Consider the following 23,084-nt stretch of genomic DNA (forward strand, 5'->3'; position numbering starts at 1 on the left):
GGAAGGTCAAGGAGCAAAAATGAATATTAGCGATGTGGCGAAAAAAACCGGGCTAACCAGCAAGGCGATTCGTTTTTACGAAGAGAAAGGGCTGGTCACGCCGCCTTTTCGCGCCGACAACGGCTACCGGAGCTATACGCAAAAGCATCTCGATGAGCTGACGCTGCTGCGCCAGGCCCGTCAGGTCGGGTTTAATCTGGAAGAGTGCAAGGAGCTGGTGAGCCTGTTTAACGATCCGGCGAGGCACAGCGCGGACGTAAAAGCCCGCACCTTACAGAAGGTCGCGGATATCGAACGGCATATTATTGAGCTACAAAATATGCGTCAGCATTTGCTGACGCTGGCAGAAGCGTGCCCTGGCGATGAAAGCGCCGACTGCCCGATCATCGACAACCTTTCCGGCTGCTGCCATCGCCACGAGATAAACTAAACCGCTTTAATTTTTAGCGTAATGCCTTCCACGGCCTGCACCACAACCTCACAGCCCGCCGGTAAATCTTCATCGGCGGTCACCGGCCAGCTGCTGTCGGCTACGCGAACATGCCCCCGGCCGTTGACCAAGGTTGTTTCCAGACGAAAACGGCGGCCAACCAGCTGCTGACCGCGTTGGTTGAGCACTTCACCCGGAATTTGCTGCTTGCGGCTGGACAGCCAGCGCCACCAGAGAAAGGCGGCGACCAGCGTCAGCAGGGCAAAACAGACGCCCTGCGTTTCCCAGCCGAGCGGCAGCAGCCAGACCAGCAGCCCGGTGATGACCGCCGCCACGCCGCTCCACAGCAAATAGCCGCTGGCGCCGAGCATCTCCGCCGCCAGCAGCAGTCCGCCTAGCGCAAGCCAGAAGACGTGTGGGTGCGCGAGAATACTGTCGATCATTTTTTACGCTCGTTGCCGCTCTGGGCGATAAGTTCGCTGATCCCGGCGATGGAGCCCATCAGGCTGGAGGCATCCAGCGGCATCAGCACCACTTTGCTGTTATTGGCCGAGCCGATTTGCTGCAGCGCGTCGGTGTATTTCTGGGCGACGAAGTAGTTCACCGCCTGAATATCCCCTTTGGCGATAGCTTCGGACACCATTTGCGTGGCGCGGGCTTCCGCTTCGGCGCTACGTTCGCGGGCTTCTGCCTGAAGGAAAGCTGACTGTCGTTCCCCTTCGGCCTTCAGGATTTTCGACTGTTTCTCACCTTCGGCTTTGACGATTTCCGCCTGGCGGATCCCTTCGGCCTCAAGAATGTAGGCGCGCTTGGTACGTTCGGCTTTCATCTGGGCGTTCATGGCATCAATCAGCTCAGCCGGCGGGCGCACGTCGCGGATTTCGATACGGGTGATTTTAATGCCCCACGGGTTGGTGGCTTCGTCCACGATGTGCAGCAGGCGGGTGTTGATGTTGTCGCGCTGGGACAGCATCTCATCCAGCTCCATTGAGCCGAGCACGGTACGAATGTTGGTCATCGTCAGGTTGATGATCGCCAGCTCGAGGTTGCTGACTTCATAGGCGGCGCGCGGGGCGTCAACTACCTGAATAAAGCACACGGCGTCAATGGAAACGTTGGCGTTATCTTTGGAAATGACTTCCTGGGAAGGGATGTCGAGCACCTGTTCCATCATGTTGATTTTGCGGCCCACGCGATCCATAAACGGCACCACAAGATTCAGGCCCGGCATCAGGGTGTTGGTATAGCGGCCAAAGCGTTCGACGGTCCATTGAAAGCCCTGAGGCACGATTTTTACCCCGGCCGCTACAACCACTAGCGCCACGAGAATTAATACGGGGATCACGATAAGCATTAAAAAAACCTCCTGTTTGTTTTGCATTCAGTCTAACTGCTTAACCTGAAACATTCAGCAACAGTCCGGCGCCCGTTGAGAATTAATTGCTGCTTATCATTTAATTATTCCTAAATGGAATGATTTTCATGGAGTAAGTTCATTTCACGCATGGTGTGCGCAGGCGTAATATCGGATGCTTCGGCAGCTCGCTCTATTAGGCGGGCGGTATTTGGCAAGAGCACTTATCCCGGTGAGGAAGCAATGGGGACAATAATAGCTGAGCAGCATCGGACCAATAACAGCCATTGGCAGAAAATCGTGGAAGAATTAATTTCACCCATGGCGATTGATATTGACGGCAACGGTCCGGCAGATATTCGGGTGAATAATCCAGACTTCTTCAAGCGAATATTACAGGAAGGTTCTCTCGGCCTGGGGGAAAGCTATATGGACGGCTGGTGGGACTGCGACCGGCTGGATATTTTATTTACCCATATTTTGCGCCACGGCCTGGACAGTAAAATGCCGAAGCATTTCTCTGACCTGCTGCGTATTGCCGGGGCCAGAGTCTTTAATTTGCAGTCCCGTAAGCGTGCCTGGATAGTCGGCAAGGAGCACTATGATATCGGCAACGATCTGTTTGCCGCGATGCTCGATCCGTATATGCAATATTCCTGCGGCTACTGGAAAGACGCCACGGATCTTGCCTCTGCCCAGCGTAATAAGCTGCACATGATCTGCGAAAAGCTGCAGCTCAAGCCGGGCATGACGCTGCTGGATATCGGCTGCGGCTGGGGCGGTCTGGCGCAGTATGCGGCGCAGGAATACTGCGTGTCGGTGGTCGGCGTAACGATATCGGCGGAGCAGCAAAAAATGGCGCAGGATCGCTGCCGGGGCCTGGACGTCGAGATCCTGCTGCAGGATTATCGCGACCTCAACAGCAAATTTGATCGCATTGTTTCCGTGGGCATGTTCGAGCACGTCGGGCCGAAAAACTACAGCACCTATTTTGAGGTTGCTGCCCGCAATATTAAAGACGACGGCCTGTTTCTGCTGCACACCATCGGTTCGAATGAAACGGATTTAAACGTCGATCCCTGGATCAATAAATATATTTTCCCCAACGGCTGTTTACCGTCCGTGCGCCATATTGCCAGCGCCAGTGAAAAACATTTTATTATGGAAGACTGGCACAATATCGGCGCGGATTACGACAGAACGTTGATGGCCTGGAACGATAATTTCCTCCGCTGCTGGCCTAATATTTCACGCAATTATGACGAGCGTTTTAAACGGATGTTTACCTACTATTTAAACGCCTGTGCGGGCGCATTCCGTGCGCGAAATATTCAGCTCTGGCAGGTGCTGTTCAGTCCGAATGGCGTGGACGGCGGGATCCGCGTTTACAGATAAGCAAAAGGCCGGAATTACCGGCCTTTTTTAGTTTTTAGCTAATTAATACATCAGGGCGTAAATCTGACGGCGGTATTTGGACGCCAGCGCGTCGCCGGTGCCCAGCGCGGCCAGAATTTCCATCATCATTTTACGCGCCTGGCCGTCTGCTGCGCCCAGGTCTTTTTTCAGGTGGGTATAAAGCAGCTCCAGCGCTTCTTCGTTCCGGCCGACCTGATGAAGCTGCAATGCGAGCTGGCTGGCGAGCTGGGCGTTGTCCGGCTCGTTTTGTACCTGCTGCTGCAATTGCTGAATTTCCGGCGTGTCGGCAGCCTGTTTCAGCAGTTCAATCTGGGAAATCAGCGCCTGGTAGCGCGTGTCCTGATCCTGCAGTGGAATAGTTTTCAGCACCGCTTCGGCGTCTTCGCTGCGGTTCAGGGCGATCTGCACTTCCGCCAGCAGCAGGCCAATCTCGCTGTTCTGGTCGGACAGCTGCCAGGCATCTTTCAGCAGCGGCAGCGCTTCGGCGTGTTTGCCTTCCTGCATCAGCTCCACTGCCTGCTGGGCTTTCAGCTCTTCTTCACGCGGCAGCACTTTGTCGAGCAGGGCGCGAATCGCTTCTTCCTGCTGCGGCCCCTGGAAGCCGTCCACCGGCTGACCATTCTGGAAAAGGTACACGGTAGGAATGGAGCGCAGGCCAAACTGCGAAGCCACCATCTGCTCTGCGTCGCAGTCAACTTTGGCGAGAATAAACTGGCCGTTGTATTGGGCTGCGAGCCTGTCCAGAACCGGCGTTAACTGTTCGCAGTGCTGGCTGCGGGCAGACCAGAAATAAAACAGCACGGGTTTAGCCACGGACTGTTCCAGCGTCTGGTGCAGGTTCGCTTCGGTAATGTTGATAATGTTTTCTGCGGACATGGGCGATTCTCTGTTAAACATTTGTTTTTTACATGGGGGCTGAGGCCGGGACTTCAACTCAGCTGCGTAAAATTTTGTCCATTGCGCACGCCGGCAACAGGCGGCGCAGCACGGTAATCACGTGGGTCACCACGGTCACCGGGTAGCGCAGCTTCGGCCTTGGGCTTTCAAAGGCATGGCGCACTTTCGCCACCACCGCTTCCGGGCCGAGGGTAAACCTTGCGGCAATGCCAGGGTTCTCTACCGGCTTGTCGCTCTGGGTTTGATTGACGTTATCGGTAAAACGGGTGCGGATCGGGCCGGGCTCAATCAGGCTGACTTTAATCCCGCTATGGCGAAGCTCCATGCGCAGCGCGTCTGACCAGGCTTCCAGCGCATATTTACTGGCGGCATAGGCCCCGCGCCCCGGCGTGGAAATCAGCCCCATCACCGAGCTGGTCATCACGATGCGGCCTTCGTGGTGAGGCTGCATGGCGGGCAGCAGCAGCATGGTCAACTGGTGCGTGCCGAAGAAGTTGGTGGAAAACTGCTGTTCAAGCTGTTCGCGGGAAATGGCGTTCAGCGGGCCATAAACGCCGTAACCGCCGTTATTAAACAGCCCGTACAGGCGATTGCCGGTAATTTCAATCACTTCGGCGGCGGCACGTTTGACGCTTTCCGGGTCATCAAGATCGAGCTGAACGCCGGTAAAACCGAGCTGATTCATGCGCTCTACGTCTTCCGGTTTACGGCAGGCGGCGAGAATGTTGTAGCCAAGCTTCTGTAACTCCTGCGCGCTGGCTAAGCCAATCCCGCTGGAGCAGCCTGTAATTAAAACGGATTTTTGCATAACTTTACCCGAAGGGTGCCCCGATTATTTATCAGTCGTGTTTAACTATCTCGTCATGCCTGGCGCTGCTGCGCCGGTTATTTAGAGAGTAACGGAGTCAGCTGCGTCGCCATCCAGTCGGCGATAAACGGCTGAGCATCACGGTTAGGGTGAATGCCGTCATCCTGCATCCATTGCGGTTTCAGATACACCTCTTCCATAAAGAACGGAAGCAAAGGGATATCAAACTGTTTGGCAAGCTGCGGATAAATAGCGCTAAACGCCTCATTATAGCGGCGTCCGTAGTTGGCGGGCAGGCGAATTTGCATCAGCAGCGGTTGGGCATTGGCGGCCTTCACGTCGGTGATAACCTGCTTAAGGGTTTTTTCTACCTCTTGAGGCTGGAACCCACGCAGGCCGTCGTTGCCGCCAAGCTCCACTAAAACCCAGCGAGGTTGATGCTGCTTTAACAGCGCGGGCAGGCGAGACAGGCCCTGCGCAGCGGTATCACCGCTGATGCTCGCATTCACGACTTTTGTATTCTGCGGCTGCCATTTGGCATCCAGCAGAGCGGGCCAGGCGCTGGTGGCTGCCATACGGTAACCGGCGCTCAGGCTATCGCCTAAAATCAATAACGTGTCCGCCGCGGCGGCGCGGAAGGTCATCAAAGCCAGAAACAGGAAGGGCAAATGCCAGCGGAAAACATTGTTGAAGTTCATCATCTTAGTAAGTCCGTGGGTCAGGGTGAACACGAGCTTTCCATCCTTACCGGAGTTGAGCTGGTTGTCAAACCGGCCGAAACCATCGCCCTGATTGGCGAGTCAGGCTCGGGCAAGTCCACGCTGCTGGCGATTCTGGCCGGGCTTGATGACGGCACGGACGGCGAAGTCCACCTTTGCGGCGAGCCGCTGCACAGCATGGATGAAGAGGCGAGGGCGGCGCTGCGCGCGCAAAACGTCGGCTTTGTGTTTCAGTCCTTTATGCTGGTGCCCACCCTGAATGCCCTCGAAAACGTAGAGCTTCCCTCGCTGCTGCGCGGTGAAAACAGCTCGGCCAGCCGGGCTCAGGCCAAAGCGCTGCTGGAGCAGTTGGGCTTAGGCAAACGCCTGGATCACCTGCCAGCACAGCTCTCCGGCGGGGAACAGCAGCGTGTGGCGCTGGCTCGGGCGTTTAACGGCAAACCGGGCGTGCTGTTTGCCGATGAGCCTACCGGTAATCTCGACAGGCAAACCGGCGACCGCATTGCCGACCTGCTGTTTTCCCTTAACCGCGATTTCTCCACCACGCTGATCCTCGTCACCCACGACGAGCAGCTGGCGGCACGCTGCGACCGCCGCCTGCGGCTGCGCGAAGGCAAACTGTGGGAGGAAGCATGATAGCCCGCTGGTTCTGGCGCGAGTGGCGCTCTCCCTCGCTGCTGATTGTCTGGCTGGCGCTGAGCCTGGCGGTGGCCTGCGTGCTGGCGCTCGGCAGCATCAGCGACAGAATGGAAAAAGGCCTCAGCCAGCAAAGCCGCGAGTATATGGCGGGCGACAGGACGTTGCGTAGCGCCCGCGCCGTGCCGGATGAATGGCTGACTCAGGCGCAAAGCGATGGCTTAAAGGTCGGCAAACAGCTGAGCTTCGCCACCATGACCTTTGCCGGCGACACGCCGCAGCTGGCGGATGTGAAAGCGGTCGACGGCGTTTACCCAATGTACGGCGAGCTGGAAACTAACCCGCCGGGACTGAAACCGGAGCCGGGTACCGCGCTGCTTGCGCCGCGCCTGCTGGCTCTGCTCAACCTGAAAGTCGGCGATAACATAGATGTGGGCGATGCCACGCTGCGTATTGCCGGGCAGGTGATTCAGGAGCCGGACGCCGGGTTTAACCCGTTCCAGATTGCGCCCCGGCTGATGATGAACCTGGCCGACGTCGAGAAAACCGGGGCAGTACAGCCCGGCAGCCGCATTAGCTGGCGCTACAAGTTTGGCGGCGACGCACAGCAATTGCAGCAGTTTGAAAACTTCCTGCTGCCGAAGCTGAAGCCGGAGCAGCGCTGGATCGGCATGGAGCAGGACGAAGGCGCGCTGGGCAAGTCGCTGGAGCGTTCTCAGCAGTTCCTGCTGCTTTCTGCCCTGCTGACGCTGCTGCTGGCCGTAGCGGCGATTGCCGTGGCGATGAGCCACTACTGCCGCAGCCGCTACGACCTGGTGGCTATTCTGAAAACGCTGGGGGCGGGCAGGGCGGCGCTGCGTAAGCTGATTATCGGCCAGTGGCTGATGGTGCTGCTGCTTTCGGCGATTGCCGGGGGCGCCGTCGGGCTGCTGTTTGAAGCCGCACTGATGCAGCTGTTGAAGCCGGTGCTGCCGGCCGCGCTGCCGCCAGCGAGCCTCTGGCCGTGGGTGTGGGCTATCGGCTCGATGGTAACAATCTCCGTGCTGGTGGGACTGCGTCCGTACCGGTTGCTGCTGGCGACTCAGCCATTGCGCGTGCTGCGGCGTGACGCCGTGGCCAGCGTCTGGCCGCTGAAAATTTATCTGCCAGTGATAAGCGTCGTTGTGGTGCTGCTGCTGGCGTTGCTCATGGGCGGCAGTGCGCTGCTGTGGGCGGTGCTGGCGGGCACGCTGGTGCTGGCGGCGCTGTGCGGCCTCGTTGGCTGGGGCGTCCTGAAGCTGCTTAAGAAGCTGACGCTGAAAAATCTGGCCCTGCGCCTGGCGGTTAACCGCCTGCTTCGCCAGCCGTGGGCGACGCTCAGCCAGTTGGCGGCGTTCTCGCTGTCCTTTATGCTGCTGGCGCTGCTGCTAGTGCTGCGGGGCGATTTGCTGGACAGATGGCAGCAGCAGCTGCCGCCGGAAAGCCCGAACTACTTCCTGGTGAACATTGCGCCAGAGCAGGTTCAGCCGGTGAAAACCTTCCTCGCCGACCATCAGGTGATCCCGGATTCGTTTTACCCCATCGTGCGGGCGCGCATGACGGCGATTAACGGCCAGTCCACCGAGGGCAACCCGGACGAAGCGTTGAACCGCGAGCTGAATCTGACCTGGCAGAGCCAGAAGCCTGATCACAACCCGATCCTCGCGGGCAGTTGGCCGCCGAAGACCGGAGAAGTGTCGATGGACGACGGCGTGGCGAAGCGCCTGAACATTAAACTTGGCGACAGCGTGACCTTCATGGGAGATACCCAGGACTTCACCGCGAAGGTGACCAGCCTGCGCAAAGTGGACTGGGAAAGCCTGCGGCCAAACTTCTACTTTATCTTCCCACCGGGCGCGCTCGACGGGCAACCGCAGAGCTGGCTCACCAGCTTCCGCTGGGAGGGAAATAACGGCCTGCTGACCCAGCTTAACCGCGAATTCCCGACCGTCAGCCTGCTGGATATCGGGGCTATCCTGAAACAAATCGGCCAGGTGCTGGAGCAGGTCAGCCGCGCGCTGGAGGTGATGGTGGTGCTGGTGACCGCCTGCGGCCTGCTGCTGTTGCTGGCTCAGGTACAGGTTGGCATGCGCCAGCGCCATCAGGAACTGGTGGTTTACCGCACGCTGGGCGCGGGCAAAAAGCTGCTCAGAACCACGCTATGGTGCGAGTTCGCCGTGCTGGGGCTGGTGTCCGGCCTGGTTGCGGCCATCGGGGCCGAAACGGCGCTTGGCGTGCTGCAAACCCGGGTGTTCGACTTCCCGTGGGAGCCTGATTTGCGTCTGTGGATCGTGCTGCCTGTTACCGGGGCGATATTGCTGTCGCTTTGCGGCGGCTGGCTGGGCGTTCGTTTACTGAAAGGGAAGGCGCTGTTCCGCCAGTTTGTCGTCTGAGGAGGCCGGGCAGGGACGCCCGGTTACCGTTATAAAATTTGTTATATTTCGATGTTTATTGCGTCAGAACATATTTTCTGCATTTTTTGATGTTTTTTTAATATCTATTAAGAAAAGACTGATAGATAACCGCACGAATTAATAAAAATCCCTCAGAAATCGGACTTAATAAGCGTTAATATGCCCGCGCTTATAATAAATACGGTTACTAAGGATCCACATGAAAGCAAATTTGCGCGCTTTACCATTACTGATTGGGGCCGGCCTGCTTGCAGGTATGGCGTCTTTCGCCGCTAACGCGGAAATCACCGTCCTGAAGCAGGACCCGCAGGCCGGTAACCCACTGAGCCGCCTCAACTTCACCGTGGGCGGCAGTATTCGTCCGCAGTTCAACATGATGTCCGGCGACGGCGATAAAGGCTCTTACAAACGTAACGGCTTTGACGGCGGCACCCGTTTCCGCTTCGCGGCTGATTATTATCTGTTCGATGATATTAGCTGGATCAGCTTCTACGAGCTGGGCGTGAATATTCCGGCGGTCTTCGAGTGGGACAACCACTATGCAGACGGCGCGAACAACACCACTCGCCGTATGCTGTACACCGGCCTGAAAAGCAAAACCTGGGGTCAGCTGACCTACGGCCAGCAGAACAGCGTTTACTATGACGTGGTTGGCGCCAAAACCGATATCTGGGACTACGACATGATCGGTCAGGCTCCGGGTAACGGCATGAACGGCGACTACGACGGCTCTTACCGTTCCCGTAACATGCTGAAGTACAAAAACACCTTCGGCGATGCGGACGTTTACGCTTCTTACCTGTTTGAAGATAACGACATCCGTGCCACCACCGGCATGCGCTACAAGCGTAAAGGCGGCGGCTCTCTGGGCGTGGATTACCACATCACCAAAGACCTGACCTGGGGCACCGCATGGAACTACACCCGTGCCGATATGCGTAACCCGAACGACGGCGATAGCAAGTCTTACAACCAGAACATCTACGGGACCGCGCTGAGCTGGAAACCGGACAACTGGACGTTCAGCTTCGGCGGCGGCTGGTACCAGAACTTCCTGACCACCAAGCTGAAAGACGTCAACAACTACTTCTCCGGCGACGCGTGGGGCATCGAGTACTTTGCCGGTTACACCATCCCGGTGGGTCAGTACGCGCTGAAATCCGTACAGCCATACTTCATGGGTGACCGTCTGCAATACGTGACCGGCCGCAGCTACCAGCGCATCGACAACGGTGTGGGCGTGAGCTTCAAGCTGGATTACGGCTTCCAGGTGGACTACGAGCACGTCTTCACCTCCAGCACCGACAACCTGGGCGACATGAACCTGGTTCGTCTGCGCTACGACTTCTAATCGTGCCTCTGGCGGGTGGCAGCGCTGCTGCCCGCCTCATTTAGCGTTTCCTGCCTAATTTTTTACCTATTCAGAAACGGGTATGCATGTTCTGGCATTGAAGGCCTTGCGCCACTGTGTGGGCGTGGTTTTATATCGCAGCCGGAAGTGATGCCGGAGCGTTTCCGCTGAGCCAAATCCAGACTGTTCTGCAACCTGATCAATGCTGAGTTTCTCGCTTTCCAGCAGTGCACAAGCCTTTTCCAGCCGGAGGCTGAGCATCCACTCGCCCGGCGTGGTGCCGGTGGCATCTTTGAACCTGCGGATAAAGGTCCGGCGACTCATGCCCGCTTGCCTGGCTAACTGTTCGATCACCAGGGGCGTATTCAGATGATGGCGCAAGTCGTCCAGCAAGGGTGCAAGGCTTTTGCTGCGGCGTTTAGGGACGGGCTGCTGAACCCACTGTGCCTGGCTGCCTTCCCGTAGCGGGGGCGTAATCATGCGTCGTGCAGTCCGGTTGGCGATTTCAATCCCGTAATCACGGCGGATAAGATGCAGGCAAAGATCGACCCCGGCGGCGCCGCCTGCGGAGGTGATCAGACTGCCCTCATCGACATAGATCATGCTGTGTTCCACCTGCACCGCAGGGAACCTGTCCGCGAGGATCTCCGTGCTGTTCCAGTGGGCGGTGGCTCGCTTGCCGTCCAGTAATCCTGTTTCGCAGAGAATAAAGCTGCCAGCGCAAATCGACACTATCCGGGAACCCTTTTGATGGGCGCGTTGTAAGGCGGCAATCAGCGGCTCCGGGGCCGGTTCAAAAACATTTCGCCAGCCGGGAATGACAATTGTCCCGGCATCCTCGAGCAGCTCCAGTCCTCCGTCCACGACTAAACGTACGCCGCCCTGGGCGTCAAAGACGCCATTTTCTAACGACGCGACGCGCAAATCATAGAGAGGCTGCCCAAGCACTTCATCCACGCGACCAAAAGCTTCGACGGCAATCCCGAACTCAAAAGTGCAGAGACACTGATAGGCCAGCACAACCAGCCGTCGATTTTTCGGTGTAAAAGCGCGGTCTTGATCTGAATAGGTGACTGGCATGGTCGTTCTGTCTCTAAAATGGCACGATCTTGACGATAACTGACCTGAGCGTCGATTTCTACTCCACCCCGAATCTTTCATGCTGGCACCTTCTTAACGTTTTGCAGGAAACCAGTATGAAAAACCTATTAGCGCTGATGGCGGTCTGTTTGGCCGCGTTAATGTCGGGCCTGGAAATATCCAGCGTCCCGGTTATTTTGCCGGTGCTGGAAAAGCAGATGCAGGCCAATTTTCGCGAACTGCAGTGGATTATGAACGCTTATACCCTCTCCTGTACGGCGGTGCTGATGGCCACGGGAACATTGGCAGATAAATATGGCCGCAAGCGTATTTTTATTATCAGCATTATTGGGTTTGGCCTGACGTCGGTTCTCTGTGGCCTGGCCCGGACGCCGGAATGGCTTATTGTAGGGCGCTTTTTGCAGGGACTGAGCGGCGGGGCGATGTTAACCAGCCTGATTGCCATCCTGTCGGTCCAGTTTCCGGAGGGAAAAGCGCGCAGCAGGGCGTTTTCCGCCTGGGGGATCACATTTGGTTTTGGGCTGGGCTTTGGCCCCGTCATCGGCGGCGTGCTGGAGGCGTGGTTTAGCTGGCAATGGGTATTTCTGGTCCACGGCATTATTGCGCTGCTCACCCTGGCTCTGACCCTGAAAAATGTTATCGAGTCGCGGGAAAACACCACGAAACCGCTGGATGTCGCGGGCCTGGTGACGTTGAGCATAGGAGTGGTGGGGGCGACCTGGCTCATCACTCAGGGCGGGAATATCGGGTGGACCAGCGGTGAAGCCCAGTTAACCTTGCTGGGCACTTTTATCAGCCTGGGGCTGTTCGTCATAATTGAGCTACGCCACCCTCATCCTATGTTTGATTTCTCAGTCTTTCGGATTAGACCTTTCTCCGGTGCGCTGATGGGGTCCGTGGGGATGAATTTCAGCTTCTGGCCGCTGATGATTTATCTGCCGGTTTATTACCAGATAGGGAAGGGCTACAGCATTATGGAGACTGGTATGGCGCTGCTGGCCTACACCCTGCCCACATTGTTAATGCCGCCAGTCGGAGAGAAGCTTGTGCTGCGCTTTGGTGCCGCGCGCCTCATCCCGCTGGGGCTGCTTACTATCGGCCTGGGATTTGTCCTGATGAGACTAGCCGTCATCTATCAGGTCAGTTTGCTACCCGGCGCGATACTTTCGGGGATGGCGCTGGGGTTAATCAATACCCCGGTCACCAACACCACCACGAGTTCCGTCGCCGCTAACCGCGTGGGCATGGCTTCCGGGATTGATATCAGTTCGCGCTTAATTACCCTCGCCATCAATATTGCCTTAATGGGGAGTCTCCTGGTGGCGGGGATAGCCGAAAGTTTACAGAGCCATATCGACAGCGTGAGCGAAAGGTATGCCCTGGCAGAACAAATAGCTGGCGGGACCAGAGGCTCGCTCAGTAGCGATCTCATTATTCAGGCGCTGAATGCCGGTTTTTCTGGTGTGCTGGCCTACGGCGCAGTAGGGGTGGGCTGTTTGTCGCTGGCGAGTTATTTGCTGTTCAATTTTAAAACAAACGTTAAGCGCAAACGGGCGGCATCCTGCGCTGATTAAGCTCATTCTAAAGCAAAGCGGGTTTTCCGCTTTGCTTTATCGTTATTCGCAAAAGCCCGCTTTATGCCCGTCGCGCCTTCTCCCGGGCGCAAGATGAAATATTTTCAATTAACCCTGTTAACGGAATGTGCCATCTTACTCTGTCCAGTTGGATCAACGACTTAGTAAGCGGCCCGTGAAAGAGGCTCGCCTCAGGACACCACACATCATTCTGTAAGGGAGAATACCCATGGGAAATCGTTTCGGCTGGCGCGTGGCGACCGGCGCTTTACTTCTGGCCAGCGGCCTGCAGTTTGCTCAGGCCAACAGCGACCCGCACACCATCGTCTTCGGCGTGGCGCCGGGGCCTTACGGCGACATGGTCAAACAGGCCATCGCCCCGTCGTTAAAAGAGAAAGGCTATAAAGTCGTGGTGCGCGAGTTCAGCGACTACGTGCAGCCCAACATGGCGCTGGCGAACGGCAGCATCGACGCCAACCTGTTCCAGCACTCGCTGTACTTCGACAAATTCACCGCTGACAAAAACCTCAAGCTGGCGAAGCTGATCGCCGTGCCAACCGCCGGGATGGGCATTTACTCCCATAAGGTCAAAAGCCTGGACGAGCTGAAGAAAGGCGACATTGTCACCCTGTCTAACGACCCGACCAACCTCGCCCGTGGGCTGCGCTTCCTGCAGTCGATGGAGCTTATCACCATCAAAGAGAACATTGACCCGACCAAAGCCTCCGAGCGCGATATCGCCACCAACCCGAAAGGCCTGGTGTTTAAATCGCTGGAGGCCGCACAGCTGCCGCGCACGCTGGACAGCGCCAGCGCCGCATTGGTCAACGGTAACTTTGCCATTGCCGCCGGGCTAAAACTCTCTTCCGCGCTCAAACAGGAACACCTGGACGAGAACCTCAAAAACATCATCGCGGTGCGTGCCGAAGATGCGGATAAGCCGTTCGCCAAAGACATCGTGGAGACCGTGAAGTCCCCGGCCTACGAAAAAGCGATCGACGATCCGCAGAATATTTTCAACGCCTTCCAGAAACCTGACTGGATGGTTGCCGCCGACAAAAAGTAACCAGAGCAAAGCGGGCAGGCGGGATGCCTGCTCTTTATCGCTGATTTGAGGTTGTCATGATTGAGATTGAAAAGGTCTGCGTGGACTTCCCCACGGGCCGGAACCAGACCAGCCGGGCGGTGAACGATGTTTCGCTGCACATTGGGGCCGGTGAGATTTTTGGCATTGTTGGCACCAGCGGTGCCGGGAAAAGTACCTTATTACGCACCCTGAACGCGCTCCAGCGCCCAAGTGAGGGTAGCGTAAAAATCGGTGGAACCGAGATTACCGCGCTGCAGGGCGCCGAGCTACGTAAAGCGCGCCAGCGTATCGGCATGATTTTCCAGCACTTCAATTTGATGCACACCCGGACTGTCAGGCAGAACGTGGCTTTCAGCCTCAAAGCTGCGGGCTGGGAACGCAGTAAAATCGGCCCGCGCGTGGATGAAATTCTTGAGCTGGTGGGCCTGGCCGACAAAGCCAACCGCTACCCGGTGCAGCTGAGCGGCGGGCAGAAACAGCGCGTGGGCATTGCGCGAGCCATCGCGAACCATCCGGATGTTTTGCTCTGTGATGAGCCGACCTCGGCGCTGGATCTGGAAACGTCCGCCACCATTCTGGCGCTGCTGAAAAAGATCAACCAGCAGCTGGGGATCACCATCGTGTTGATCACCCATGAGATGAACGTGATCAAAACGATTTGCGACCGCGTGGCGGTGATGTCCGGCGGGGAAGTGGTGGAGTCCGGCGAGGTGTTCGACATCTTTGCTCATCCGCAGCATGAATTTACCCGCCAGCTGGTGTCCCACACGCTGAACCTCACGCTGCCGGTGCGCCTGCTCGACAACATGCGCGGCGCGCTGCTGAAAATCATGTTCGTTGGCGACTCGGCCGAGCAGCCGGTGCTCTCCTTCGCGGCGGTGAAGTTCGGGGTCGGCGTGAACATCCTGCACGGCAAAATCGAGTACATCAGCGACCGGGCGCTGGGCATTCTGGTGGTGGCGATTACCGCCCCCGGCAACCCGGCTGCGGTGGGCGATGCCATCGATCATATTCGGAAAAATACGGCCTGTGTGGAGGTGCTGAATGGATGATTTAGTCGCGGACCTGACGATTGCCTTTGGCGAAACCTTCCAGATGCTGGGCATTTCCACGCTGCTGGCGATTATCGGCGGCCTGCCGCTGGGCTTTTTGATCTTCGTTACCGACCGCAATTTGTTCTGGCAGAACCGCGCGCTGAACATCTTCAGCTCGGTGGTGGTGAACATCGTGCGCTCGGTGCCGTTCGTCATTCTGCTGGTGCTGTTGTTGCCGCTGACGCAGTTCCTGCTCGGTAACACCATCGGGCCGATTGCGGCTTCCGTGCCGCTGTCGGTGGCGGCAATTGCGTTTTATGCCCGCCTGGTAGACGGCGCGCTGCGGGAAGTGGACAAAGGCATTATTGAAGCCGCGGAGGCCTTTGGCGCCAGCCCGATGCGCATCATCTGCACCGTGCTGCTGCCGGAAGCCAGCGCCGGTTTGCTGCGCGGCTTAACCATAACCCTGGTCAGCCTGATCGGTTACTCGGCGATGGCGGGGATTGTCGGCGGCGGCGGCGTGGGCGACCTCGCGATCCGCTTCGGCTATTACCGTTACGAAACCCAGGTCATGGTGGTCACGGTTGTGGCGCTGATTGTGCTGGTGCAGATCGTGCAAATGTTTGGCGACTACCTCGCCAAACGCGCGGATAAACGCGACAGGCATTAATCGGCTTTCTGGCCGGACGTCCGTTCGGCCTGTTTTCTTCCTGATAAGCCCCCAATCTGCAATTCCCCAAAGCGTTTCATCATTCCTGCGAGCCGCCTCGAAGTTTGCCAATCTGCCTGGTTTTTCATCTGGGTTACTGTGCAACCATCCAGTATGATCGGAGGGATGAGCAAGAGATAAACCCGGTCAAAGCCGGAAAAAGAAGCGCCCCCGAATGGTGGTGGAACACCAGACGGGGGCTGACCACAACCGTTATACGGAGTAACAGCTATGGCTAATGCTGATAGTAACACACAGGCTCGCCCTGAAATCACCCCACACGACCCGGCATTTGCGGGCGATATCGCAACCCTGCTAGAAAAGCCGCAGGGCGCAGCGATGGATCTCTTCCAGGTGCTGGATGTCTGCGAGCAGTACGCAGAGCATTTGCTTGAAAACCAAAATCAAACGGAACGCATGGCGCTCTGCGGCCGCCTGCTCGCCGGGCTGGAAGTCTTAAAAAGCGCGCTAAAAGCCCCGCTGCCGGAGCACCTGATAGAGAAGCTGACGCTCAAAGAGAGCGAGGCCCGCATCTGCTACAACCCACTAGCCACCGACTCCGAACCGCTCCGCGAATACTGCACGGCATTAACCATCGTCCTGCTGAATCAGCAAGAGTCCCGCGAGCAAAGGCAGCAGATGACCGGGCTGCTGTATGAGCTGCTCACCGTGCTGGCCGAAGATTTAAAAGCCCCGAGATTTATTCGCTCGTTGGACGGTGGTTTGGCGATGATTGAGGATGAGGCTTTGGAGTTGGTTCATTGAGTTTTGTTGGGTAGACAAACCACCTTGCCCCTTTGTTGGGGAGGGTGGGGTGTTGGGGAAGGGGGGAACGAGGAGCGGAAGTTCGGAATTAATATTTAAATCAGAGTGTCTTGAGTTATAGCGAGTAGATCACTTTAACTGGCTCTAAGGTTAATCAATATTTCAGTTTTCACCTGCACCTTGCGAAAATAGATATTTAATTCAATGAATTATGGGGCGAGTTAGGCTATTTTATCTTTACCTGTCTTTTTTGTTGTATCTCCTATCTTCAGTTTGTACATTCATGCAGACAAACTAAGGAGAATTACCATGATTTACACTGAACGCCTTGAATTGATCCATAAAAGTGGTGATGTGCTTTACCCTGTAAAGGTAACCAGAAAATCATCGGGAAAAACCGCATTCCACCTTGTACCATTCGGCCTGGATAAGACTGATGACCTCGTCGAGGTGGAGGATTCTTCAGAAGCAATTCGTTTGGTGATTGATGAACATCATTCCATTCGCTGCAGCACGCTTACCGCCACTATTACGGACAAAAAGGGCAAGCGGATTAAGCGAACAGGTATATACAATATCAATGGTATTAGCATAAAAAAATACAACGTCAGATAATGGCCCAAAGTCGCCTGTAATGAACTGTGTGCTAGATATCGACAGGCAGCTCTGAGCGAGGAGGGGAAGTCGGCAATTGTTAAAACCGCCAATACGGACATGACGTGCATTGGTGAGTATTAAATCTCTGGTAGAAAGTCAAAGTGAGTGAACAGGAAATGAGTGCAGGTGAATTGTATTTGGATGGAGCGCACGTCCTATCTGAAAAAGAGTTGCATTCCATTATGTCTGCATCATTAGACTTTGGGCCTTACTATGGTAGAAATCTCGATGCATTGTGGGATCGCCTTAGCACCGATGTCGAAAGGCCGGTGAAAATAATATGGTTAAACTCTGAGTTATCCAGAATATATCTTGGCAGTTATTTCGACGAACTCATCAAGAATTTTGAGAGGGCAAAACAGCAAGACCTGAATTAAAATTGGGAAGAAAAGTTCGATTATGTATTGAAATAACTCTTGCCCATTGGTCAGTCCGAAGATTTTATCCAGTGTCAGATGGAAACGTTAGCATTTCCACCTGCAGGCCGCGTCAGAGTTTGGCCGACTCTGTTTAAAGGTACTTGAACGGCAACTTAGAGCGAGGAGCGGACGCTCGCATCTATCCCAACACACTGAGGGCTTCACGAACACCTAGGTGTATTCGTCAACTGGGAAAAGTCAGATTAGCTACGTAAGTTTCAGCGTAAAAATTGGGCACTATAAAAGTGCCCAAACTGTAGAAAAATATATAATGCTATGTATCTGAGCCAGACATAGAGCGCCGCCTTGTTATTTTATAATAAGTGGGATTTTCATCATCCACCTCAAAATCAGAGAAGAAGTGGTTATCTCTTAATGCTGTTAATAAACTTTGATTAGTTGAATCAACTTCAATTTTAGGTTTGCCTCGCCCCAAAATTTTACTGAACTCCGATAAACCAAGCAGATCAAGATACTCTTTGCAAGCCGTCTTACTCAAATCCTTACCAGGTAACAAAGCGATTAGCAGTGCTATTTTATTCTGCATATTCAGTCCCTCTGCCACAAACAGGTTTTTTTGTAACGGTTCAGAAACATCATTAGGGCTTGCTATCAATGCTGATATATTCTGTATCGCTCGACTCAAGATGAGCGACTGAGTAGAGGTTCCCCAAGTTTTATACGATGATGTCAAGAATAGAAGTTCATCTGGTTTAAAATTATTTTCTAAAATATAGTCATTGATGATCTGAGAGTAATTCTTGCCATGAATAGCCAACGGTGTTTTAACAAATTCGAGTAGCTTAATTTTCAGATCATCATCAACTTTCCAAGAAAGTATTGATATAGCCTCATCCAAAATAAAGTTATCAATCGTCATTAGTTCAACGTATGTGCTGATATTCTTATGAATATAATAGGAAAGTTGCTCCGGATAGTTATCTCGTATGAAATTAAGCGGGGCAATGCTCATACGAATAATATTTTTATCCACTAATATTTTGAACTTATCACTCGCGATATTACTAACGCTAAAGGAGGTTTTATAAATAAGATTTAGTGAACAAATTAATTTTTCATATTTATGATTTGATAAATCATTACAAATTACAATCGACTTAAATAATTTACCTTTAAGCTCATCGTCAATGTTAATATTTTGAAAATTCAGCTCTACATGAGTTCTATTGATAAATTCGATAAGTGAGTCATCCAGCCCATCAACATGTTCAAAATAAAAGACTATATTTTCCTCAGAGCAAACAGCTCTATCTTTATTCAACAAAGATGACCATAAGGATTCGCTCTCAACCTCACTCAGAGAGGTCACGAAAGTTTGCAAAGAGTTTATATACTGCCCTTTTTGTTCATCAGATATTTTCTCATTATTAAGAACGGATAAAACAATAGCTTCATCATCCACGATTGAACCCTCACAACTCGATAAAACCATATCCAGATAGTAATTAATATGGTTATTAACATAACTAGCCAAGGGAGAATCAGGCTGTGACATCACTAGTGTATAGTTCTTATGGCGAATATCATCTTCATTGTTAAGCGTGTAAACCTTACTCAGCATTAAGGTCAGGTTGGCAAAATTAATATCATAAAGTGAATGCTGATAAACCTTATCAAAGAGTACTTTATTTGCGTTTTCAAATTTGATACTGACAAAAGAGACGTTAAGCAACTTAAAACCACTAATTAATTTGTCAACCTTCGGTTCTGATATTGATAAATAATCCGCCGAATCGGAGATGTAATCAGTCAGACAATCATCAATGTTAATGGCCTCAATGGAGTTATTGGCAGAATAATAGAATGTGCCTATAGAGTAGCGTTTAACCCAATCAGCAGAAAATTCACTCTCTGTCAGCGCATAAGAATAGAATTCAGGCCACTCCGTATTTAATCGATTAATGAAGCTAGGCTGAGCCCTCTCAGTTTCAAAGTAGCCGCGAATAAACTCAACTCTTCTATCTTTTCTTAGTTGTTTGAATAAACGTTTTATTAAGTTTACTTGAGCTGGCGTTTGAAGCAGATAAGCTAATAGATCAAAATTAAGCGCCTCTTCCTGTTCAAAATCCACTTCTCGAAGGCGGGCAACGACCAGCTTGGGATTCTTGAGTTGATAAGTGAACTCTTTGCCTTTTTGATCGGTAATGCTGCGTAAAAACATCTTATCAATTCGACTCAGGCTATTTTCATAAAAATAGGTCATATAGTCGGTATAGGTTTCATCAATATAACCATCACGAATAAGGTATTTAAGCAAATCAAAATACTCACTGCTTTTGATTTCATTAAAATCCCTTTCTTCTCCAATTTCATTGGTATAGGTGAGTTTAAATATTTCATCAATGTTTTCTCTTGTTATTATTTCTTTAAGTTTTTTATTCCTAGAATCAACCAAACTCTCTCTTAACCTTGATATAAATTCATTAACTTCTTCTATTTTTCCATTGATTTTATTTTCAACAATTTCTTTTCTAGCCACCCTTCTCTTTTCTATATCAGCTTTCTCAAGCTGATAGTAGTGAGGATGATTATTATATTTAGATGACTCCTTATCATATATAGCATCAACCTCTTGGCTAGAATTGAGCATTTCATCATTGATTACCTCAATCTCTTTTTTTCTATCGGCAATGTCTGTTTCTATTTTTTTTATTTCTTCAGAAATAAGATTATCTTTTTCACTAAATATGGTAAAAACCATACCTTGATTAAGTTGCAACTCACTAAAATCTCGTGGGAAAATATTCTTATAAGCAATAATTGCCAACATTTTATCACAATCAAGCTCTGTTGTATTTAACTTGTTATAATAAATTTGAAATTCATTATAGATATTCTTCAACATCCTCATATCATCAATATATAACGCAATTCCTTGCAAAAATCTTTCATTGAACAACTTGAGAATACCACCATCATCAAAATGTGAGATGAACTGATCGTAAGAGTTAGAACTATCAACAACAGGAATAACCGGGATAATATAATCAAAGAACTTAGTTCTATCCTTAGAAATAAATATGTCATCACGAAGCAAGTAAATAAAACGTAGCGTCGGTTTCTTGTGCCCTGCTAGGGTCCTTTGAATATTAACCAGCCTATTCACCTCATGAAGACGTTCAAAGATATGATTGCTATTAAAACGGTCCATATCTTCAAAAATAATGGCATCAGCATCAACGTTCTCGAAAAGGTACAATACTTCATTTAAATACCGGTCAAAATAAGACTCTTCACTCTCTTCAAAAATCTCTATTTCATTGCCCTGTACATTAATTTTTTTAAAGACATTACGATTCTTTTGGGTTTTTATTAATTTATAAATAAAGATAAAAGACAGGATAGCACCTATAAAGCCGCTAATTAAAAGCGTATCATGTCTAGTCGATAATTTTAGTAGTGTCTTTAAAACGCCATCAGATAAAAGTGAAATGAACTCTACCCACTTATTAAATAGAGTGATATGCAGCACAGTTGCGATAAATAACAGCGTGAAGATGGTATTTATCACAATGTTGCTCGTTTTTACTTTTTTCTTTACTTTAAAATGAGTCTGGGGAATATTATCAGTATTAATTTGGTGAATTAACTGATTAAGAATTTTACCTTCTAACGCTGTTTCGCTTATGGTTTTATCTGTTTCATTAGTTTCAGCTTCCGCCGTTGCCCTGAAATGGGCAAGTGAAATATGAACAAACTTTATATTCGAATGACTTTTCTTATAGGATGCGACAAGGCTACTTTTCCCTGCGCTATATTGCCCTGATATTGCAACGTTTTTTAGATCGTCGTTGGCAAAAACAAAATCTATCGCATTTTTATATATGCCCAGCTCAACATCGCTGATCGGCGTTAGTTTTTGAAATTTATAGCTGTCATCACTCATTGATATCCTTTCCCCATCTTCACCGAGAGAGCTACTTCTCAGAAGTTAATCAAACAAAATCATACAGATAAAATTTCGCCCTATTATAGCAGAAACAAAGCTAAAGATTAGCCAAAGCCCCGTTGTTTTTCTTCACCTATCCCTCTGATTTCACGCTACTGTTAGCACTGGCAATGCCTAAAAACCTTGCTCGTAAAGAACACAATGGCAAGTCAGCAAAACAATACTTTACAATTTAGCGCAGTTAAAAACAGAGTTTATTGAACAAGAATAATCACCAAAATTTTGCCTTGGACTTGTATTCCTTGATATTTACTAATAAAGCCATATGGATTAAGACATTTACGAAGTAGCAATGTCCGCTCCTGGCACGAAGCGGATTAGAGGAATGGTCTCCTGGTATGAGCGATAAGTAGAAGTTAATACTTATCTACCGACAATGAAAAGATTACGAAAACAATGGCGCTTGTTAAGCGCTCCGGTCTAAACAGCTAAGAAGCAACGCCCATGATGTGAAAAAATGGGCGCGAACCCCTTTTTTATCTCCGCCCAGCAAACAAATCATTTTTATAAGACTCAAAAACCGTTTTAACAGAGAAGAACATTTCACGACAATGATTGTCGGTTCTGTCTAAAAGATCTTCAAATAGTTGAAAGTTCTCTTCCTGACGTGATGATAAACCACCTCTAATCTCAGCAAGCTCTTCAGGAGAATATGTATCAATAAAAGTGTAATATTCTCTTAGAATACCGGATATAGCATCGCTAACCTGAATCAATGTCACATCTTTTGAATTATGAAATGAATAATCAATGTCTGAGGTGAAATCTGGATGATTACCTATGCCTGCAGCGATTATTTTCTCAATACGTGGTTCCTGATCAAATAAATGTTTTGAATGCCTAAACATCATTGCTCTCATCTTATAGAAAAGAGAGTAATCTTCGATAATAGGTGTTTTAGCTTTATCAGATAATAGGGTGAGTTCATCTATATCTTGACACTTTTTGAAAAAGAAAGACAATGTTAACTGATTAAAAGCAAGCTGGTTACTTGATTCTTTCTCTTTTAACTTTAACCCTGAGCGTTCTGAAAATTTAGCCAAATCTTTGATGAATTCTTTTTCTTTACCAAAAACCTCAGGAAAATTATATTTGGATAATAGCTCAAAAAAATCTTTAGCATTTGTTGTTATAACATCATAAAGGGCATCCTTATGAATTTTCATGAAGTGCTCAAGATTAAATTCAGACGTTCCAGTGGGGATTATTTTATTATCAAGGGCGTATATTATACAGTCATCGATAACATCTATATAAGACCAATATACAAGGTTTAGATGAAAGCAGTGAACATAAAGTTCTGAGTCTACAAGCCACTTTAAGAAAGTCCCTGTTTTCTTACGTCCGATGATGTCCGGAAATTCACCTTTACCAAACACAGCAGCTTTAAGTTCTTCTCCTTGCGCCAGCTTAAGAGTCTCGATCAGAGCATTAGCATCAGCAGTTGTAGAATTTCCACGATGAGCAACACCAGCTAAGAAGAAATGTAGCCCTTTCCGTTGAACGTTGTAGCCACTGAAATCTTCACGTATGTAGAACTTACGATCATTGCCACTTTCGTCATAATAGAAGGTATATCTGTTGTCGGGTGAGTCAAAGAAAGGTATTTCCATGATAGGTAATAATTCCTTAGTGCGATGTTTATGAACTAATTTTTCTGAACTGTAAATTTAAGCGCCAGTTACTTCCGTCTGATATAATACTGCTAATCAAAGTTTGCTTTCC

At 51.0% G+C, this 23,084-nt stretch carries 20 protein-coding genes; 12 read left to right on the forward strand and 8 right to left on the reverse strand.

The window, feature by feature from the left end:
* The first annotated feature begins 19 nt into the window (after positions 1-19).
* Entirely contained in the window at positions 20-430 is a 411-nt protein-coding gene (cueR, locus tag JT31_RS17920; protein ID WP_038480251.1) for a Cu(I)-responsive transcriptional regulator, read from the forward strand.
* Here cueR and JT31_RS17925 read toward each other — a convergent pair.
* A complete protein-coding gene (locus JT31_RS17925) occupies positions 427-873 on the reverse strand; it encodes an NfeD family protein (protein ID WP_038480254.1) in 447 nt (148 codons plus the stop codon). The genes cueR and JT31_RS17925 overlap by 4 nt on opposite strands.
* Complete coding sequence (locus JT31_RS17930) at positions 870-1,784, reverse strand: SPFH domain-containing protein (RefSeq protein ID WP_038483272.1); 915 nt, start codon at positions 1,782-1,784, stop codon at positions 870-872. The genes JT31_RS17925 and JT31_RS17930 overlap by 4 nt, the downstream gene beginning before the upstream one ends.
* A gap of 243 nt (positions 1,785-2,027) precedes the next feature.
* Between JT31_RS17930 and cfa the strand changes: the two genes are divergently transcribed.
* Positions 2,028-3,179, forward strand: a complete 1,152-nt coding sequence (gene cfa / locus JT31_RS17935; protein WP_052049016.1) for a cyclopropane fatty acyl phospholipid synthase — start codon at positions 2,028-2,030, stop codon at positions 3,177-3,179.
* 42 nt (positions 3,180-3,221) lie between these two features.
* On the opposite strand, the gene JT31_RS17940 is transcribed toward cfa, so the two are convergent.
* The 3 genes from JT31_RS17940 to tesA form a co-directional block, all read right to left on the reverse strand.
* Positions 3,222-4,076 carry a co-chaperone YbbN gene (locus JT31_RS17940; protein ID WP_038480257.1) on the reverse strand — a complete coding sequence of 285 codons (855 nt, stop codon included), beginning with the start codon at positions 4,074-4,076 and terminating at the stop codon, positions 3,222-3,224.
* Positions 4,077-4,134: 58 nt separating this feature from the next.
* A complete protein-coding gene (locus JT31_RS17945; protein WP_038480260.1) occupies positions 4,135-4,905 on the reverse strand; it encodes an SDR family oxidoreductase in 771 nt (256 codons plus the stop codon).
* Positions 4,906-4,982: 77 nt separating this feature from the next.
* Positions 4,983-5,606 (reverse strand): multifunctional acyl-CoA thioesterase I/protease I/lysophospholipase L1, encoded by a 624-nt coding sequence (gene tesA, locus JT31_RS17950; RefSeq protein WP_038483278.1) that lies wholly within the window; start codon positions 5,604-5,606, stop codon positions 4,983-4,985.
* On the opposite strand from tesA, the gene ybbA reads away from it, so the two are divergent.
* The 3 genes from ybbA to JT31_RS17965 all read left to right on the forward strand — a co-directional run bounded on the left by ybbA (position 5,574) and on the right by JT31_RS17965 (position 10,043).
* Positions 5,574-6,260, forward strand: coding sequence for a putative ABC transporter ATP-binding protein YbbA (ybbA, locus tag JT31_RS17955; protein WP_038480264.1), 687 nt, complete (start codon positions 5,574-5,576; stop codon positions 6,258-6,260). The genes tesA and ybbA overlap by 33 nt on opposite strands.
* Positions 6,257-8,671, forward strand: a complete 2,415-nt coding sequence (ybbP, locus tag JT31_RS17960; RefSeq protein ID WP_038480267.1) for a putative ABC transporter permease subunit YbbP — start codon at positions 6,257-6,259, stop codon at positions 8,669-8,671. Before ybbA ends, ybbP begins: the two co-directional genes overlap by 4 nt.
* A 220-nt stretch (positions 8,672-8,891) precedes the next feature.
* Positions 8,892-10,043 carry a porin gene (locus JT31_RS17965; RefSeq protein ID WP_038480270.1) on the forward strand — a complete coding sequence of 384 codons (1,152 nt, stop codon included), beginning with the start codon at positions 8,892-8,894 and terminating at the stop codon, positions 10,041-10,043.
* A gap of 66 nt (positions 10,044-10,109) precedes the next feature.
* Here JT31_RS17965 and JT31_RS17970 read toward each other — a convergent pair whose 3' ends face one another.
* A complete protein-coding gene (locus tag JT31_RS17970; protein WP_038480273.1) occupies positions 10,110-11,123 on the reverse strand; it encodes a helix-turn-helix domain-containing protein in 1,014 nt (337 codons plus the stop codon).
* Between the two features lie 116 nt (positions 11,124-11,239).
* Here JT31_RS17970 and JT31_RS17975 point away from each other — a divergent pair, with 116 nt between their 5' ends.
* From JT31_RS17975 to JT31_RS18005, 7 genes are all read left to right on the forward strand, one after another.
* On the forward strand, positions 11,240-12,718 hold the full coding sequence (locus JT31_RS17975) for an MFS transporter (protein ID WP_038480275.1): 1,479 nt from the start codon (positions 11,240-11,242) through the stop codon (positions 12,716-12,718).
* A gap of 229 nt (positions 12,719-12,947) precedes the next feature.
* Complete coding sequence (locus tag JT31_RS17980) at positions 12,948-13,784, forward strand: MetQ/NlpA family ABC transporter substrate-binding protein (protein ID WP_038480278.1); 837 nt, start codon at positions 12,948-12,950, stop codon at positions 13,782-13,784.
* Between the two features lie 56 nt (positions 13,785-13,840).
* The gene (gene sfbB, locus JT31_RS17985; protein ID WP_038480281.1) at positions 13,841-14,857 is read left to right on the forward strand and encodes a virulence-associated ABC transporter ATP-binding protein SfbB; all 1,017 of its coding nucleotides are present in this window, start codon (positions 13,841-13,843) and stop codon (positions 14,855-14,857) included.
* Positions 14,850-15,509 carry a methionine ABC transporter permease gene (locus JT31_RS17990; RefSeq protein ID WP_038480284.1) on the forward strand — a complete coding sequence of 220 codons (660 nt, stop codon included), beginning with the start codon at positions 14,850-14,852 and terminating at the stop codon, positions 15,507-15,509. Before sfbB ends, JT31_RS17990 begins: the two co-directional genes overlap by 8 nt.
* A 270-nt stretch (positions 15,510-15,779) precedes the next feature.
* Entirely contained in the window at positions 15,780-16,313 is a 534-nt protein-coding gene (locus JT31_RS17995; RefSeq protein ID WP_038480287.1) for a hypothetical protein, read from the forward strand.
* A 309-nt stretch (positions 16,314-16,622) separates the two neighbouring features.
* The gene (locus JT31_RS18000; protein WP_016537619.1) at positions 16,623-16,928 is read left to right on the forward strand and encodes a hypothetical protein; all 306 of its coding nucleotides are present in this window, start codon (positions 16,623-16,625) and stop codon (positions 16,926-16,928) included.
* Between the two features lie 158 nt (positions 16,929-17,086).
* Positions 17,087-17,347: a barstar family protein gene (locus tag JT31_RS18005; RefSeq protein WP_052049017.1), complete on the forward strand. Its 261-nt coding sequence runs from the start codon at positions 17,087-17,089 to the stop codon at positions 17,345-17,347.
* 316 nt (positions 17,348-17,663) lie between these two features.
* Here JT31_RS18005 and JT31_RS18010 read toward each other — a convergent pair whose 3' ends face one another.
* Together JT31_RS18010 and JT31_RS18015 are read right to left on the reverse strand one after the other, a co-directional pair.
* Positions 17,664-21,296, reverse strand: a complete 3,633-nt coding sequence (locus JT31_RS18010; protein ID WP_038480291.1) for a hypothetical protein — start codon at positions 21,294-21,296, stop codon at positions 17,664-17,666.
* A 539-nt stretch (positions 21,297-21,835) separates the two neighbouring features.
* Positions 21,836-22,972 carry a DUF3800 domain-containing protein gene (locus JT31_RS18015; protein WP_038480292.1) on the reverse strand — a complete coding sequence of 379 codons (1,137 nt, stop codon included), beginning with the start codon at positions 22,970-22,972 and terminating at the stop codon, positions 21,836-21,838.
* Between the last annotated feature and the right edge of the window lie 112 nt (positions 22,973-23,084).

Source organism: Cedecea neteri (genome assembly GCF_000757825.1).
Taxonomy (GTDB): domain Bacteria; phylum Pseudomonadota; class Gammaproteobacteria; order Enterobacterales; family Enterobacteriaceae; genus Cedecea; species Cedecea selenatireducens.